Origin of the sequence: Amycolatopsis sp. Poz14, from assembly GCF_006704225.1 — a bacterium.
GTDB classification, from domain to species: Bacteria; Actinomycetota; Actinomycetes; order Mycobacteriales; family Pseudonocardiaceae; genus Amycolatopsis; species Amycolatopsis nivea.
On sequence record NZ_JACLHD010000001.1, the window covers coordinates 1,470,365 to 1,486,742 of the forward strand.

Sequence of the window (16,378 nt, forward strand, 5' to 3'; positions counted from 1 at the left end):
CGCCCCGGAGAAAGCCCCGGGGCCGCGACCCTGAAGTCTCCCTTAGCCGCTGATCTTCCGGACCCGCTCGAACCGGTCCAGCCACACTCGGGACACCTCGGGCGACGCGGCGAACTCGGCGTAGGCGTCGGGTTCCGGGGCCTGGCGCAGCACTGGCAGGTAACCGTCCACAGGGGACAGTGTCTCGGTGCAGACATCCCCGCGCAGCAACGACATCGTGCCGAGTCCGCAGGCGAAATCCAGCTCCGGCAGCGCCCCAGCGAGCGCGAGCCCGGCGGCCAGCCCGACACTCGTTTCCACGGCCGACGACACCACGCATGGCAACCCGCACGCCTCCGCGACCTCCAGCGCACGCCGCACCCCGCCGAGCGGGGCGACCTTGAGCACGGCGATGTCGGCGGCTCCGGCCACGGCGACCTTCAGCGGGTCCTCCGCGCGGCGGATCGATTCGTCGGCCGCGATCCGCACCGACACCCGGCGGCGAACGGCAGCCAGGTCGTCGATCGTGGGGCACGGCTGTTCGGCGTACTCCAGTCCACCGGCCGCACGGTCGAGTTCGCCCAGCGCGTGTACCGCGGTGTCGACGTCCCATGCAGTGTTGGCGTCGACCCGGATCGCGCCGGACGGACCCAGCGCGTCGCGGACCGCTTCGACGCGCGCGCAGTCCTCGGCCAGCGTCGCGCGTTTGTCGGCGACCTTGACCTTCGCCGTGCGGCAGCCGGACTTGCGGACCAGTTCGTGTGCGCGTTCGGGCGACAAAATGGGGACTGTCGTGTTGACCTCGATCCGGTCGCGGACCGGCTCCGGCCAGCCTTCTTCGCTCGCTTCGAGCGCGGCGGCGAGCCACGGCACGCTTTCGGTGTCCGAATAATCCGCGAACGGGCAGAACTCGCCCCAGCCGGCGGTGCCGCGGAGCAGCAGTCCTTCACGGACGGTGATGTCCCGGAACCGGGAGTGCAGCGGGAGCGCGTAAACCTGCATGACTGCCGATCATGCCATCGTCGCGGCGCCGGGAACCGAGGTGCCGCGGGGGCCGTCTCAACGCCACAATGGAACGTGTGGACGGCCTCGACTTCCGGGTGCTCGGCCCGGCCGAGGTGCTGGCCGGGGACCAGGTGGTGCCGCTGGGCGGCAGCCGCCCGCTGATCGTGCTCGCCGGACTGCTGCTGCGGGCCAACCGGCTCGTTTCGGTCGACGTGCTCGGCCACTGGCTGTGGGGCGACGACCAGCGCCGGTCCAAGGGCGCGCTGCAGACGTATGTGCTGCGGCTGCGCCGGGCGCTCGGCGACGGCGCGGCGATCCGCACCGAACGCGGCGGCTACCTGCTGGAAGTCGACGAGAACGCGGTGGACCTTGGCCGCTTCCGCCAGTTCGCGGCGCGGGGCCGCAGCGCGGCGGAACGAGGCGAACACCGCCGGGCGGCCGGGTACTTCGAGGACGCGCTCGGGCAGTGGCGAGGTCCGGCGCTGCAGAACGTGGAGTCGGATGCGCTGCACCGGGACGAGGTCGGGCAGCTCGCCGAGGAGCGCACGCGGGTCCGCGAACTGTGGGCCGAGACGATGCTGACGGTCGGCGAGTACGACACTGTCGTGCCCGAACTGGAGCGGCTGACGCGCGAACATCCGCTGCGGGAACGTCCGCACGAGCAGCTGATGTACGCGCTGCTCCGCTCTGGGCGGCAGGCCGAGGCACTGGAGGTGCACCGGCGGATCAGCGGATTGCTCGCCGAGGAACTGGGCCTTGACCCCGGTGCCGGACTGCAGCGCGCGCACCGGCTCGTGCTGGGCGGTGACGAAGGCACGCGCTTCCGGACTCCGCTGGAACCCCATATCCCGCACCAGCTTCCAGCCGACCTGGGTGCTTTCGCCGGTCGAGCCGCGGATCTGAAAGCCCTGCGCGCCTTGCTGCCGGAGGCACTCGACGTCGGCACCTCCACGCCGATCGCCTCGGTGGAAGGCATGGGCGGACAAGGGAAAACGACCCTGTCCGTCCACTTCGCACACCAGATCGCCGACCGTTTCACCGGCGGGCAAGTATTCTTGGATCTCCGCGGCTACGGCCCGGGCGCGCCGGTGTCGCCGATCGCCGCGCTGGAGACGATGCTCCTCGCGCTGGGCGTGCCCGCCGACCGAATCCCGTCCGGTTTGGACGAACGCGCCGCGACCTGGCGCACCTACACCACCGGCCGGCGACTGTTGATCGTGCTGGACAACGCGAACAGCACCGAACAAGTGCGCCATTTGCTGCCCGGTCCCGGATGTCTGGTCGTGGTCACGAGCCGCTGGCAGTTGCGCGGACTGGTCGCGACGCACGGTGCCCGACGGATCGCTCTGTCCGAATTGGACAGCGAAGAGGCGGTGGAACTGCTCGCGTCGGCCATCGGCGTCGAACGAGTGCACGAGGACCCGATCGCGGCTGGCAAGTTTGTGGAGTATTGCGGCGGACTCCCGCTAGCGATCCGAATCCTCGCTGTCCGCGCCGCGCAATTCCCGCGGCTGCCACTGGGCGAGTTCGTGGCAGCCTTGCCCTCAGACGCCGGCCGGTTGAGCACCTTCGACCTAGGCGACGGCGACGAAACCAATATCCGCACGGTTTTTTCGTATTCCTACCGGGTTCTGTGCCCTGCGGCGGCTCGGCTGCTGCGATTGCTGGCGCTGTCAGTCGGCCCGGATTTGTCGCTGGGCATGGCAGTCGCGCTCAACGGACGGTCCGAAAAGGACACTCGCGGAGCTCTCGATACGCTAGTTTCGACGCACTTGCTCACCCAGCCGAAACCGGGCCGGTACCAGTTCCACGACCTGATTCGCGCCTACGCGACTGAGCTGTCGGATCAGGAAGACGACTCCACCGAGCGCACAGCGGCCAGCGCACGCCTGCTCGACTGGTACATCGCGTCGGCGCGAAACGCGGGTTTGGCGATGCGTCCGCACCAGCTGATGGACGAAATCGGCCCCATCCCGCCTGCTGGCGAGCTCGAGTTTTCCGACTACCACCGGGCGCTGGCGTGGTTCATCGAGGAGCACGGCAACCTGCTGTCGGTGATCCAATGGTCGTTCCGGATCGGGCGATACGCGCAATGCTGGCGTTTGGCGTGGTCGCTGTTCACCTACTTCGCCGGCCGCGCCCGGGTCGACGAATGGCGGTACGTCTTCGAGGTCGGTTTGCGAGCCGCACGCAATTCCGGCGAGCGGCATGGTGAAGCGGCGATCCTCAATGGACTAGGCGTGATCGAGGGAGTCGCCCGGAATTACGTGCTGGCGCGCGGATATCTGGAGCAAGCCCTGGCGGTGCAGCTGGAACTGGGCTCGCTGCCGGGGGAGGCGCGGGCGCGTTACAACCTGGCGATGACCGCGCAGGGCATCGAAGATTTCCCGGAGGCTTACCGGCACGGCCTGCGGTCGTTGGAAATCACTCGGGAACTGGGATTCACCTCGGTGGAGGCGAATGTCTTGCGCGCCTTGGGAGACCTGTGCGCGATGATGGGGGACTACCCGCAGGCCTTGTCGCTCGCGGACGAGGCACTGGCGTTGGTCCCGCCGGACGATTTGCCGCAGGGCCGCTTCTCCCTGGCCGCGAGGGCCCGCGCGCTGCTCGGCTTGGGACGCCATGTGGAAGGAATCGAGTGCCTGTCCGAGGCGGTCGACATGTTCTTCGCGATGGATGAGGAATATGAGGCCGCGGATGTGCTTTCGGAGCTGGGCACCGCACATCTGCGTTACGGACGCACCGCCGCGGCGCGAGATTGCTGGCTACGGGCGGTTCGGTTGCTGACTCGGTTGGATCACCCGGACGCGGAGCGGGTGCGGGCGCAGTTGGCTGGGTTGGTGCGGGGGTAGTTCTTGCTTCGGTGTCGCGACGTTGGACTGCGGGCGGCGCGGCTTCGCTGCTGGCGTGCTGGATTGCCGGACGCCGTGCGGGTGGTTTTGCTGCGGTGCCGCGATGTTGGACCGCGGGCGGCGCGGTCTGGCTGCTGGCGTGACTGGATTGCCGGACTTAGTGCGGGTGGTTTTGCCGCGATGCCACGACGATGGGACTGTAGCGGCGCGGCTTGGTTGCTGGCGTGGCTGGATTGCCGGGACGCGGTGCGGGTGGTTTGCGGCGATGCCACGACGTTGAGACTGTAGCGGCGCGGCGGGATTGTTGACGTGGCTGGATCACTCGGATGCGGTGCGGGGTGGTTTGTCGCGGCGTCGCGACGTTGGACCGCAGTGGCGCGGCTCGGTTGCTGAGGCGGCTGGATTGCCGGGCGCGCGGCGGGCGCGGCGGGTAGGTGCCCGGGGTAGTTCTTGCTGCGGTGCCGCGAGCTGAACCGCAGCGGCGCGGCGCGGTTGCTGACGCGGTTGGATTGCCTGGATGCGGTGCGGGATGGTTTGCCCCGTGCCGCGACGCTGGAATGCGGCGGCGCGGCTCGGTTGCTGACGTGACTGAATCACTCGGATGCGGGTCGGGCGCGGGCGCAGTCGGCTGGCTTGCGGTGGGGTGAGGTCCGTCCGTACTCGCTGCGGTGCGTGATTGGTTGAACCAATCCGATGCGGATCGGGTGCGCTCGGCCGGTGGGCGCGGGCAGCTTCGGCCGGTCGCCGCAGCCCAAGATCGCTGGCCGCGCGGTCTGGCTGGATGCATTGCGCGATAGACGGGTGCGGCTGGCGCGGGGCTGATCGGCCGTTTGGCGGAACGCTTCCCGCGGGGTCGCCGGAGGGCAGCCGGGCGCGGTGGTCCGCGTGCCGACCCCCAGCGGCAGCACGTAGACCACCGGCGGCCCGTACCGCTACCCAACCGAAGTGCGCTCACTGTCCGCTCACTGTGCCGGGTCGGTTTGGGTGGGGAGGCCGAGGAAGCGGGTGAGCGCGACGGCGTTGTGCGGGGCCGCGACTTTGCTGTCGTTGTCGAAGTAGACGTGCACGTCGCGGCGGCCGCCGTCGTGCCATTCGGTGATCTTCGCTGCCCACTCGCGCAGGGCTGAGTCGGAGTAATTGCTGGTGTAGAGCTCGTCCGAACCGTGCAACCGGACGTAACTGAAGTCAGTGGTCTGGTCCTCCCGGTACGGCCACGGCGCGGCGGCGTCGGAGGTCACCAGAGCGACCCGGTGTTTCTTGAGCAGGTCCAGCGCTTCGGGCGTGGTGAAGCTCGGGTGGCGCACTTCGAGCGCGTGCCGCACTGGCCGGTCGGGGCCGGGTTTCAGGAACGGCGGGGACTTGAGTTTGTCGTCGTGCTTCTTCCCGAGCGCGGCTGCCTCGCGGGTGGTGCGGGGGAGCTGGCCGATGAACGTCGAGACGCGATCAGGGTCGAAGGCCAGTCGCGGCGGGAGTTGCCAGAGGAACGGTCCCAGTTTGTCGGCGAGGGCTAGGACGCCGGACGCGTAGAAGTTGGCGAGCGCGGTTTCGACGTCGCGCAACTGTTTGAGGTGCGTGATGAACCGACCGCCCTTGACCGCGAAGAGGAATCCGGCCGGGGTTTCGGTGTGCCAGGCGAGGTATCGCTCCGGGCGTTGGAGCGAGTAGAAGGACCCGTTGATCTCGACGGCGTTCATCTGCCGGGAGAGATGCTCGAGTTCGCGCCGTTGCGGCAGGCCGGATGGGTAGAACGCGCCACGCCACGGCGGGTATCGCCAGCCGGACGTGCCCACTCGGATCTGGCCGATCTTGCTCACCGCCTTTCGCCGCCGAGGATTCCCGCCGGGACGGTTGCGGTAAACGCGTCCGCGCGGCTGTTTTTGGGACAGCCGGGCTAAGGATCGGGACAGATGTCCTGGGCGAAGGGACGTGGGTCTCATGGCGCGGACTCCGTTGCCTGCTCGTCGGGACGGGGCTCGGAGGGGACGGTGAGGAGAACAGGGGAAGCGAGCCCACGGAACGGGGGAGGTGGAGTTGAGGTGGGCGGTGGGCCCGGGCGGATTGCGGGGCGGCTGTTATCGCTAGTGCTCACGGTGGCATCGAAGAAAGCGGTGGCGTCGAGGGGAGCGGCGGCATCGACTGGAGCGGCGGTGCCGAGACGGGCGGAGGAGCCGGAATCAGCAGCGGTGGCGGGGTGGCCGGGAGTGACTGTGCCGGAGCCGCGAGAGGCGGCCGAAACCCCGCGAGAGGTAGCCATCCCGTTCGGTGGGCCAGTCTTGCCGCCTTCCTGGCCCACCGGACGGGCTGGACTTGCCTGCTCCCCGTGCATTCCCGCACCGGTCAGGTCCGTCGGACTGGCCTCGGTCGTGGCGAGCCCGTCTCGGGCCGCGGATCTGCCCGGCCCACGCATCCCTCACTCCCTCAAGCCCACGAGAACCTCCACCGGCGGGACTGCACCAGCGACGTCGCGTACTCCCGCAAGTTCCCCGGCTGCGTGAGGTACGTGGGGAGGCTGAAGGCACGGTGCTCCGCCGCCACTGTCAGTGCCCTGGCGTGGGTGCGGGGTGGGGCGGAAACTGACAATTCCAGTGAGTCGAAGCCCAGCGTCACCAAGGTTGCGCCGAAGCGGTCTTCCCAGCTGCGCAGGACTGCCGAGAGTTCCGCGACCTGGTCTGTCGACTTGATCATTCCCGTCCAGCCGATGAGGGCTGGGACGTCGGCCGGACGATCGGCTTGGACCAGGCCCAACCGGTGCGGGGTGCGGGCGGCCAGGATGGAGCCGGTGTTGCCTGCTTCGGCCAGTGGGTCCGAGCGGCGGTGCGAGCGTTTCGCCAGCCCGGGGAAGCGGGTGCCGAACGGGCGCAGGCAGGCTCCGTCGCAACAAGAGCCGTCCCACCAGCGGGCCAGGACTTCGGCGGGGTCGGCGTTGGCGACGCGGTGACCGGCCGGGGCTAGGCGGCCTCGGTCGTCCAGCCAGTCTTCGCCGCGGGCGGTGAAGCGCTGGTCGGGCGGGATCAGCACGGGCCACAACCCCGACCGCTCGAACTCCGCGACGCAGCTCAGGTACCGCTGCGGGCGCGTGAGCGGTTCCTCCGACACCCAGATCCGCCCGTGCCAGCGCCCTGGCGGCAAGGTCTGGACCGGCGGTGCCCCGACGCCGGGGCGGAACGGTGCGATCGTCATGAGCTTCCCCTCGAACTGGTGTTCGGTTCCTGCATATCGAACAGTAGTTCGAACCACCGACAATTTCCAGGGCACCGCTCGCTCATCCGTTCGGGTGAACCTCAGGAAAGCCCAGGTCGAGGGGCAAAAAACTCAGCGCCGGGAGACGCGGCGCACCCGGACCGCGACGAACAGGCCGATGGCGATCGCCACCGCGGCGAGCACGGCGTACTGGAACACCGACGCGTAGCGGTCCACCAGCGACCAGCTCTCCCCGAGCAGGTAGCCGGCCACGACGAAGGCGGTGTTCCACAGCAGGCTGCCCGCCGTCGTCAGCAGCATGAACCGGCCGAACGGCATCCGTTCGACGCCCGCGGGCAGCGAGATCAGGCTGCGGAAGATCGGCACCATCCGGCCGAGGAAGACCGCCTTGCCACCGTGGCGGGTGAACCACGCCTCGGTGCGGTCGAAGTCGGCGGCGTCCATCAGCGGCAGGCGGCTGAGCAACGCGCGGCATCGGTCGCGGCCGAGCAGGGCGCCCAGCCAGTAGACGATCACGGCGCCGGCGACTGAGCCGAGGGTCGTCCAGAAGAGGGCGCCGAGCAGGCTGAAGGTGCCGCGGCTCGCGGAGAAACCGGCTAGCGGGAGGACGAGTTCGCTGGGGATCGGCGGGAACAGGTTGTCCAGGCCGACGACGATCGCGGCGCCGATGCCGCCTAGCGAGTCCATCAGGCCGACGGCCCAGCCGGCCAGTCCGGTGAGGGGTTCGGCGGGGGTGGCGAGCAAGAGGTGCACGAGGGGTCCTTTCACGACGAAAGCTGACGTTGTTGACGGTAGGAAGCCAAGGCGCGCAACACATTGCGGTCGGCCACCCGGGGAAATGCGGGAAACCGCAGTGGGGTTTGGGGTGGGGCAGCGCGTTCGTTTGTGGAAGGCGGGGGATGTGGCTGGACGGGCAGGGCTCGGAAACCGAGGGGCTGGCGAGAGGCGGAAACCGCAGTGGGGTTGGGGCGGAGGGTTGACGAGTTCGGTCGCGGGAGTCGGCGGGATGTGGCGGGGCAGGCGGGGTTCGGAGGCTGCGGTGGGGTCGGGGTGGAAGAACAGCGAGTTCGGCCGCGGGAGGTGGGGCATGCGGGGTTCGGAGGCTGCGGTGGGGTCGGGGTGGAAGAGCAGCGAGTTCGGCCGCGGGAGGCGGGGAATGTGGCTGGACAGACGGAGTTGGAAGATCGCGGTAGGGCCGGGTGGAGGGGCAACGTGCTCGGCCGTGGGAGGCGGGGAACGTTGCTGGACAGGCGGGCTTCGAAGACAGCAGCGGGTCGAGGTGGAAGGGCAACGAGTCCGAGGAAGACGGGAGATGTGCCCCGACAGGGCGGGTCGAGAACCGAGGACCAGGCGAAATGCGGAAAACCGCAGTACCCCGCCCCCAGCAGGCTGGCTAGCCTGGGCGGCGTGAACAGACTGCGCCGTACAGCAGGTGTCGGCCTAGGTGCGCTGACGGCGCTCATCGAGCTCCCGTACCTGGTACTCGCCGCACCGCTCCTTGTCATCCCCGCGGCACGGCAGCGGGTCTTCCGCGGCGCGCGCGGGCTCGCCGAAATAGAACGCGCCCGTCTGAAGCGGTTCTTCGACGCCAGCAACGGCGACGATTACGACGGTCGCCGCGCCCTCCAGTACCTCCTCCCGCGCAGTTTGACCGGGCTTCTCGCGCTGGGGGTGTGGGTGTGCGTCGGCGCGGGGGTCGCGGCGGGGGCGTTCTACTTCGTCCAACTCGTCACCGGGCGGGCTCCTGGCGGTGCGGGTGATGGGAAACTTCTGGACTGGCTCCCCGTAGTGGCCCTCGGCGCGATCGGGGTGTTCCTTTGTGGACAGGGGCTGATCGGCGTAGCCGCGCTCGATCGGCGGTTGGCGCGGAGGTTCTTCGGGCCCAGCAGCCAGGAACTGTTGCGGCGCAGGGTGTCTGAGTTGGCGACCACGCGGAGTGAAGTGGTCGAGGCGGTCAACGGGGAGCGTCGCCGGATCGAGCGGGATTTGCATGACGGGGTGCAGCAAAGGCTGGTCGCGTTGGGGGTGTTGCTCGGCCGGGCGCGGCGGGCGGACGACCCGGAGCGGTCGGCGGAGCTGGTCCGCCAGGCGCACGAGGAATCGCAGGAAGCGTTGAGAGAGCTGCGAGAGGTTAGTTGGCGCGTGTACCCGATCGCGCTCGACGAGAGTGGTCTTGAGGCTGCGCTGGAGTCTCTGGCTGAGCGGGCCACGCTCCCGGTCGACCTTCGTTACGCGATTGACGAGCCATCGCCGGAATTGGCGACGGTGGTCTACTTCGTGGCGTCCGAGTCGGTCACCAATGCGGCTAAGCATGCCAACGCTAATAAGGTCACGATTGACGTCCGGCGGCAAGAAAACAGGCTGGAAGCAGAGATCACGGACGATGGTTGCGGTGGCGCACAGGTGGGCGAGAGTGGCGGGTTGTCTGGGCTGGCGAGGCGAGTGGCGGCAATGGATGGCGAGTTTTCTATACAGAGTCCCGAAAACGGGCCGACCACAGTGCGGGTGACGTTGCCGTGCGAGTGATTCTGGCCGAGGATGCGACCTTGCTCAGGGAAGGTCTCGTACGGCTGCTGGCGGAGGAAGGCCACGACGTCGTGGCTGCGGTCGGCGATGGAGAAAAGCTCCTCGAAGCGACGGCCGAGCATCAGCCCGACATCGTCGTCACCGATGTTCGCATGCCGCCGACCCACACTGACGAAGGATTGCGTGCCGCGCTGGAAATTCGTGAACGTTGGCCGGACACCGGTGTGCTCGTGCTGTCCCAGTACGTCGAGAAACGGTACGCGGCCAAGCTGATCGGCGGCGACGGCGGACGCGTCGGGTATCTGCTCAAGGACAGGGTCGCCCAGGTCGGCGACTTTCTCGACGCGCTGGACCGAGTCGCGGCCGGTGGTGCGGCCTTCGACCCGGAGGTGGTGCGCAGGCTGGTCGCCCGCACGTCGCACGAGGACGCGCTCGCTCGGCTGACTCCGCGCGAGCGCGACGTGCTGGAGAAAATGGCGCAGGGGCACACGAACGCGGGCATCGCCACGCTGCTGTACATCTCGCAGAGCGCCGTGGAGAAGCACGCGAACGCGATCTTCGACAAGCTCGACCTGCCGCAGGCAAAGGGTTACAGCCGACGTGTGCTGGCCGTTCTCCGTTACCTCGGTTCGTGATTCACAGCGGTCGGCGCAGGTCCTCCGCGTCGACGATGTGGTACGCGTAGCCCTGTTCGGCCAGGAAACGCTGCCGGTGTGCGGCGTACTCAGTGTCCACTGTGTCCCGCGAGACGATCGAGTAGAAGTGCGCTTGCCGTCCGTCGCCCTTCGGACGCAGGAGCCGGCCGAGGCGTTGCGCTTCCTCTTGCCGTGAACCGAAAGTGCCCGAAACCTGGATCGCCACCGACGCTTCCGGCAGGTCGATCGAGAAGTTCGCGACCTTCGACACCACGAGCGTGCGCAGTTCGCCGCGGCGGAACTTGTCGAACAGTTCCTCCCGCTCCTTGTTCTTCGTCGCACCCTGGATGACCGGGGCCTCCAGTTCCGCGCCCAGCATCTCCAGCTGGTCGAGGTACGCGCCGATCACCAGGGTCGGCTCGCCGGCGTGCTTGTCCACAATGGACCGGATCACCGGGATCTTCGTCATCGCCGTCGCCGCGAGCTTGTACCGCTCGTCGGAGTCCGCGGTGGCGTACTGCAGACGCTCGGACTCGGTCAGGGTCACCCGCACCTCGGTGCATTCCGCCGGAGCGATCCAGCCCTGCGCCTCGATGTCGCGCCACGGCACGTCGTACCGCTTCGGGCCGATCAGCGAGAACACGTCGCCCTCGCGGCCGTCCTCGCGCACCAGTGTCGCGGTGAGCCCGAGCCGCCGCCGCGACTGCAGGTCCGCGGTCATCCGGAACACCGGCGCGGGCAGCAGGTGCACCTCGTCGTAGACGACCAGGCCCCAGTCGCGCGAATCGAACAGCTCCAGGTGCCGGTACTCGCCCTTGGTCTTGCGCGTGACCACCTGGTACGTCGCGATAGTGACCGGCCGGATCTCCTTCTTCTCCCCGGAGTACTCGCCGATCTCGTCCTCGGTGAGCGACGTGCGCGCGACCAGTTCGCGCTTCCACTGCCGACCGGCGACGGTGTTGGTGACCAGGATCAGCGTGGTCGCCTTGGCGTGCGCCATCGCGGCCGCGCCGACCAGCGTCTTGCCCGCGCCGCACGGCAGCACGACGACGCCGGAACCGCCCGCCCAGAACGCTTCCGCCGCCTTCCGCTGGTAGTCGCGCAGGTGCCAGTTGTCCTCGGCGAGATCGATCGGGTGCGCTTCGCCGTCGACGTACCCGGCGAGGTCCTCGGCCGGCCAGCCGACCTTCAGCAGCGCCTGCTTGAGCCGCCCGCGTTCGGACGGGTGCACGATCACCGTGTCGTCGTCGATCCGCGAGCCCAGCATCGGGCTGATCTTCTTGTGGCGCGAGACCTCTTCGAGCACGGCGCGGTCGGTCGTGGTCATGACCAGGCCGTGCGCCGGGTGGTTGGCGATCTGCAGCCGCCCGAACCGGCCCATCACGTCCACGACGTCGATCAAGAGCGGCTGCGGCACCGGGAACCGCGAGTACGTGGTGAGCGCGTCCACCACCTGTTCCGCGTCGTGCCCGGCGGCGCGCGCGTTCCACAACGCGAGCGGCGTGATCCGGTAGGTGTGCACGTGTTCGGGCGCTCGTTCCAGTTCGGCGAACGGCGCGATCGCGATCCGCGCGTCGTCGGCACGCGGATTATCGACCTCGAGCAGCACGGTTTTGTCGGACTGGACGATCAGGGGGCCATCAGTCACCTCTCCTTTATACGTTCCCTCCCGGACCGCGGCCCGGGGATGCCAAGATGGCGGGACGAAGCCGCGGGAGGGGACCCAGTGACCACACCACCGTTCGGCATGCCGCCGGCCGCGAACCCGTACCAGCCGCTCCCGCAGCAGCCGGTCCAGGGCGGCCCGAAGCGGGTGTCGGGCAAGCAGAAGGGGCTCTTCGCCGCACTCGTCGTCGTGGCGCTCGGGCTCGGCACGCTCGGCGCGTTCGGGTTCGCCGCGGTCGTGCGCTCGGCGGGACCGCCGGTCGCGGGCAGCTGCCTTTACCTCACTTCGCTGGGCTCGAGGACGCAGACCTACACCGGAGCGGACTGCTCCGACCGGGCCGCCACCTACCGCGTCGACACCGTCTCGAAGGGCCGGTCCTCCTGCCGCGGCGAGGACTACGTGCCGTTCGAGCTGTACTCGTCGGCTCGCAGCACCACCAGCAGGCCGACCCAGACGCTGTGCCTCGCGTTGAACGTCGTGTCCGGCGAGTGCGTCCGCGACGTTTCGGACGAGTCGAAGGTCGGCAAGGTCGCCTGCGACGACCCCAAGGCGGAAGCGCGGGCGGTCGTGCACGACGGCGCGAAGTCGGCGTCGAGCTGCGGCGAGAAGGACTTGTCGCTGGTGTACGCGGGACCGCCGGTGCGGACGATTTGCCTGCAGCCGACCGGGGCGAGCATCTAGCGCCTCACAAGGCGTTCGGGAGCATCGCCGCCACGTCGAGCCGGTTCGCCAGCTGCCCGGAGCTGTGCATCAGGTCGGCCACGCGCTGCAGCCGGGTCGCCGACAGCGTGGTCGGGTAGCTGCCGAGCGAGATCAGCGCGGCGGTGGTCTGGTCGATGTCGGAGAACGACGGCAGCGCGTCGCGCACCTTCGCCGAGTCGGACGCGGCGAGCTGGGCCTGGGTGAGGACGTTGCGGAACGCCGTCAGCGTGCGCGGGTTCGCGGCGGCGAACTGGCCGGTCGCGGCGTAGCCCGACGCCGGGAAGTCCAGCGTCGCGCCGGTCGAACCGTCGGCGAGGACCTGCGCGCCCAGTTCCTTCTCCGCGCGGGTGATGTACGGCTCGACCATCAGCGCCGCGTCCGCGTCGCCGGACTGCAGCGCGGCGGGCATCTGCCCGAACGGCCGGGTCACGAACTCGATCTTCGACTTGTCGACGCCTGCCGTGCCGAGGACCGCCCGCGCGGTGAGCGCGCCGATGTCGTCGGGCGAGTCGACGGCGATCTTCGGCGACTTCTTCGCGGTCGGTTCGGAGTAGTCGGAACCGGGCAATGTGACGAGCGCGATAGTCGTGCGGCCGAAGGTGTACGCCTCGCCCTGCAATTGCAGCGCGGTGCCGGACCCGGCGGCGCGGAACAGCGACACGTCGCTGCCGAACGTCACATCTATCTGTCCGGACTTCAGTTTCTCCACGCCGTCGCTGTCGCCGAGTTCCACCAGTTGGACGTTCAGCCCGGCCTGGCGGAACTTTCCCGCGGCGACGGCGATCCGCAGCGGGGCGGTGTCGATCGGGCTCGCGACGCCGACCCGCAGCGTCGCGCGTTCCGGCGGTTGCGCTTGTCCGGTGTCACTGGATCCGAACACGGAGCAGCCGCTGAGTGCGAACAACGTCGCCACCAGCGCAAACCTCAGACCGGTCGCTTTCACTCGCCATCCCCTGCCGGGAGAATCTCTGCCTCGTGCTGGATCGTATGGGCCGCTGCCCATACGATCGCCCGCAGGGCCGTGCCCCCGCCAGGGTGGCTTCCCGATCTTTTCGCCGGCAACTACCGAGCGGTAGTTTCCGGCTGGAGCCCGATGACGTCCGTGGGCAGAGGTCCCCGCGGTGGAAAAGGAAGCACAGGTGACCCGTCGCGACGACCGTCCCCGTTCGGGTGACGCGACGGATCCGGCTGCCTCGCGCCCGGTCGGCGGCGGGTGGCGGCTGCGGAACTGGCGGCTGCGCACCAAGCTCTTCGTCGTCCTGCTGATCCCGGCGCTCGCCGTGGTCGTGCTGGTCGGCCTCCGGGTCAACAGCGACCTGCGCGACGCCCGCCAGCTCGCCGAGTTCGCCGCTCGCTGCCGGATCGACTCGACGGTCGCCGAGGTCGTGCACCAGTTGCAGCGCGAACGCGACGTCACGGTGCGGTTCGTCGCGGGCGACCGCAAGGGGGCCACTGACGTCCTCGTCGGCCAGCGCACCCGCGTCGACCTGGCGATCGGCGCGTTCGAGCGATCGCTCGCCGACAGCAAATCGCGGCTCGACGAATCCGCGGCGGGCGATCTGCAGCAGAGCGACGACCGGCTGCGAGTGCTGGGCGGCCTTCGGTATTCGGCTGAACACTCCGCGTATCCGGCGGACGCGGTGCTCCGTTCCTACAGCGAGCTGATCTCCGGCCTGCTCGACATCAGCGACACCGCCGCGGCCGACGTCACCGAACCCGACCTGGCCCGGCTGCGGCTCGCCGGGAACGCGCTCGCGCGGATCAAGGACCAGATGTCGGTCAAGCGCGCGATCATGTCCGAGGCGATCGCGCAGGGCACGCTCAACCGGGACCGGACGCGCGCGCTGCTCGGCGCGGAAGCCGAACTGGCCGCCGCGCGCAGCGACTACCGCACCTTCGCGACTCCGGACGAGCAGCGGATGTACTCGGACACGGTGATCGGCATCGTGGTCGACATCGGCAACGACATGGTCGAGTCGGCGCTCACGCGCACGGAGAACAACCAGCCGCTGTCCGGTCTGGACGCGGACCAGTGGGACACCGCGTCGACGTACACGGTCAATCTCGCCCACCAGGTGCAGCAGGCGCTGCTCGTCCAGCTTCAGGAGAAAACGGACGCGCGGGCCGCCAGCGCCCGCGCCTCGACGATCTGGGACGGCGGAATCGTCATCGGCGTCCTGTTGGTCGCCGGTGTCCTGTCGGTGGTGATCGCGCGCTCGCTGCTGCGGCCGTTGCGGATCCTGCGCCGCACCGCGCTGGAGGTCGCCGACCACCGGCTGCCCGAGGCGGTGCAGCGGCTGCTCACCGAGCCCGATCCGGCTCCGGAGAACCTGCGGCACCGGGCGGCGGTCGCGCCGGTGCCGATCTTCACCCGCGAGGAAGTCGGGCAGGTCGCGCGCGCGTTCGACGCGGTGCACGGCGAGGCGGTCCGGCTGGCCGCCGAGCAGGCGATGCTGCGCGAGAACGTGAACGCGATGTTCGTCAACCTGTCGCAGCGCAGCCAGGACCTGGTGGAGCGGCAGCTGTCCGTGCTCGACCGGATGGAAGCCGGCGAACAGGACCCGGAGACCCTCGGCGGGCTGTTCGAACTCGACCACCTCGCCACCCGGATGCGGCGCAACAGCGAGAACCTGCTGGTGCTGTCCGGCACCGACCTGGTGCGCGAGGACACCGGACCGGTGGTGGCCGACGAGATCATCGGGGCCGCACTGTCCGAAGTGGAGGATTACCAGCGGATCGAGATCGGCCCGGCCCCCGCGCTCGCGGTGCGCGGCGACGCGGTCAACGACCTGGTGCACGTGGTGTCCGAGCTGCTGGAGAACGCCACCCGGTACTCCGGGCCGCAGACGGCGGTCACCGTGGAGAGCGCGCGGACGGCCGACGGCGCGTGGCGGATCGAGATCACCGACCGCGGCGCGGGCATGCCGCAGGCGGAGATCGACCGCACCAACGCGCGGCTGGCGCATCCGCCGGAGGTCGACGTCGAGGTGTCGCGCCGGATGGGCCTGTTCGTGGTCGCGACGCTGGCCGAACGGCACGCCATCGCGGTGCGGCTGAGCCCGGCCGAGGGACGCGGGCTCACCGCGACGGTCGTCGTCCCGGCCGCGTTGATCACCGAGGCCCCGCCGTTGCCGCAGCCGCCCGCGCCGGTCGAACCGGAACCCGCGCCCGAGCCGGAACTGCTGGCCCCGCTCGCGCCGCTGGCCCCGGCCGAGGAGCCGGAGGAGCCCGCTGAACTGGTCGCGCCGACCCTCGACGACGCTGGTCCGCTGCGGCGCGCGCCGGTCGTCGAGGAGGCGCCGTCGTGGCCGGGCCCGGCGTCGCGGTCGCATCTGGAGATCGACGCGCCGACGGACCGGATGCCTGCTTATCGCGACGTGCTGTCGCGCTGGTTCGACCTCTCGGCGCCGCCGGAGGAACCGGTCGCGCCGGAGCCGCGGGTGGTCGCGCCGATGCCGGAGGTCCCCGCCTTCGAGCCCGAGCCCGAGCACGCCTACGCGGAGCCGCCGGAGTTCCCGACGGAAGACCCGGACGAGGCGGCCCCCGAATGGCCGACGCCCGCGCACGTAGAACAACCGGAGTGGCCGTCGCCGGAGCACCTGGAACAAGAGGACGGGGCCGAGGACACCTGGCCGTTCCTGCGGGTTGCCGACGTGGCGGGCGGCCCCGCCGCGGAGCCGGAGCCGCGGCCGATACTCTCGCTTTCCCCCGACGCGGTGCGCGCCCGGATGACGAGCCTGCAAGGCGGCTTCCGGCGCGGCAGGCACGCCAGGGGGGAAGACACCCCGCCACTGGATCGAAACGGATGAGGC

Annotated in this window: 11 protein-coding genes; 5 read left to right on the top strand and 6 right to left on the bottom strand. The window is 69.6% G+C overall.

What is annotated here, in order from left to right; genetic code table 11:
* Positions 1–42: 42 nt before the first annotated feature.
* On the bottom strand, positions 43–981 hold the full coding sequence (locus FKO37_RS07290; protein ID WP_134661898.1) for an o-succinylbenzoate synthase: 939 nt from the start codon (positions 979–981) through the stop codon (positions 43–45).
* 68 nt (positions 982–1,049) lie between these two features.
* On the opposite strand from FKO37_RS07290, the gene FKO37_RS07295 reads away from it, so the two are divergent.
* The gene (locus tag FKO37_RS07295) at positions 1,050–3,836 is read left to right on the top strand and encodes a BTAD domain-containing putative transcriptional regulator (RefSeq protein ID WP_238604046.1); all 2,787 of its coding nucleotides are present in this window, start codon (positions 1,050–1,052) and stop codon (positions 3,834–3,836) included.
* A gap of 962 nt (positions 3,837–4,798) precedes the next feature.
* Here the strand turns inward: FKO37_RS07295 and FKO37_RS07300 are convergent.
* The 3 genes from FKO37_RS07300 to FKO37_RS07310 form a co-directional block, all read right to left on the bottom strand.
* A complete protein-coding gene (locus FKO37_RS07300) occupies positions 4,799–5,650 on the bottom strand; it encodes a DUF72 domain-containing protein (protein WP_238604047.1) in 852 nt (283 codons plus the stop codon).
* A 604-nt stretch (positions 5,651–6,254) separates the two neighbouring features.
* Positions 6,255–7,016, bottom strand: a complete 762-nt coding sequence (locus FKO37_RS07305; RefSeq protein ID WP_037807874.1) for a DUF4253 domain-containing protein — start codon at positions 7,014–7,016, stop codon at positions 6,255–6,257.
* A gap of 132 nt (positions 7,017–7,148) precedes the next feature.
* The gene (locus FKO37_RS07310) at positions 7,149–7,790 is read right to left on the bottom strand and encodes a DedA family protein (RefSeq protein ID WP_238604048.1); all 642 of its coding nucleotides are present in this window, start codon (positions 7,788–7,790) and stop codon (positions 7,149–7,151) included.
* Between the two features lie 654 nt (positions 7,791–8,444).
* Here FKO37_RS07310 and FKO37_RS07315 point away from each other — a divergent pair.
* Positions 8,445–9,563, top strand: coding sequence for a sensor histidine kinase (locus tag FKO37_RS07315; protein WP_238604049.1), 1,119 nt, complete (start codon positions 8,445–8,447; stop codon positions 9,561–9,563).
* The gene (locus FKO37_RS07320) at positions 9,554–10,198 is read left to right on the top strand and encodes a response regulator transcription factor (protein WP_238604050.1); all 645 of its coding nucleotides are present in this window, start codon (positions 9,554–9,556) and stop codon (positions 10,196–10,198) included. Before FKO37_RS07315 ends, FKO37_RS07320 begins: the two co-directional genes overlap by 10 nt.
* Position 10,199: 1 nt before the next feature.
* Here the strand turns inward: FKO37_RS07320 and FKO37_RS07325 are convergent, their stop codons facing one another.
* On the bottom strand, positions 10,200–11,846 hold the full coding sequence (locus FKO37_RS07325; RefSeq protein ID WP_238604051.1) for a DNA repair helicase XPB: 1,647 nt from the start codon (positions 11,844–11,846) through the stop codon (positions 10,200–10,202).
* 78 nt (positions 11,847–11,924) lie between these two features.
* On the opposite strand from FKO37_RS07325, the gene FKO37_RS07330 reads away from it, so the two are divergent.
* Positions 11,925–12,545, top strand: coding sequence for a hypothetical protein (locus FKO37_RS07330; protein WP_238604052.1), 621 nt, complete (start codon positions 11,925–11,927; stop codon positions 12,543–12,545).
* Between the two features lie 4 nt (positions 12,546–12,549).
* On the opposite strand, the gene FKO37_RS07335 is transcribed toward FKO37_RS07330, so the two are convergent.
* The gene (locus tag FKO37_RS07335; protein ID WP_134661894.1) at positions 12,550–13,569 is read right to left on the bottom strand and encodes an ABC transporter substrate-binding protein; all 1,020 of its coding nucleotides are present in this window, start codon (positions 13,567–13,569) and stop codon (positions 12,550–12,552) included.
* A 136-nt stretch (positions 13,570–13,705) separates the two neighbouring features.
* Here FKO37_RS07335 and FKO37_RS07340 point away from each other — a divergent pair, with 136 nt between their 5' ends.
* Positions 13,706–16,375: a nitrate- and nitrite sensing domain-containing protein gene (locus tag FKO37_RS07340; RefSeq protein WP_238604053.1), complete on the top strand. Its 2,670-nt coding sequence runs from the start codon at positions 13,706–13,708 to the stop codon at positions 16,373–16,375.
* The last annotated feature ends 3 nt before the right edge of the window (positions 16,376–16,378 follow it).

Bases quoted from the DNA above. Each gene is read 5' to 3' on its own strand.
- FKO37_RS07290 (WP_134661898.1), bottom strand. From the start codon at position 981: ATGCAGGTTTACGCGCTCCCGCTGCACTCCCGGTTCCGGGACATCACC.
- FKO37_RS07295 (WP_238604046.1), top strand. From the start codon at position 1,050: ATGGAACGTGTGGACGGCCTCGACTTCCGGGTGCTCGGCCCGGCCGAG.
- FKO37_RS07305 (WP_037807874.1), bottom strand. From the start codon at position 7,016: ATGACGATCGCACCGTTCCGCCCCGGCGTCGGGGCACCGCCGGTCCAG.
- FKO37_RS07335 (WP_134661894.1), bottom strand. From the start codon at position 13,569: ATGGGCAGCGGCCCATACGATCCAGCACGAGGCAGAGATTCTCCCGGC.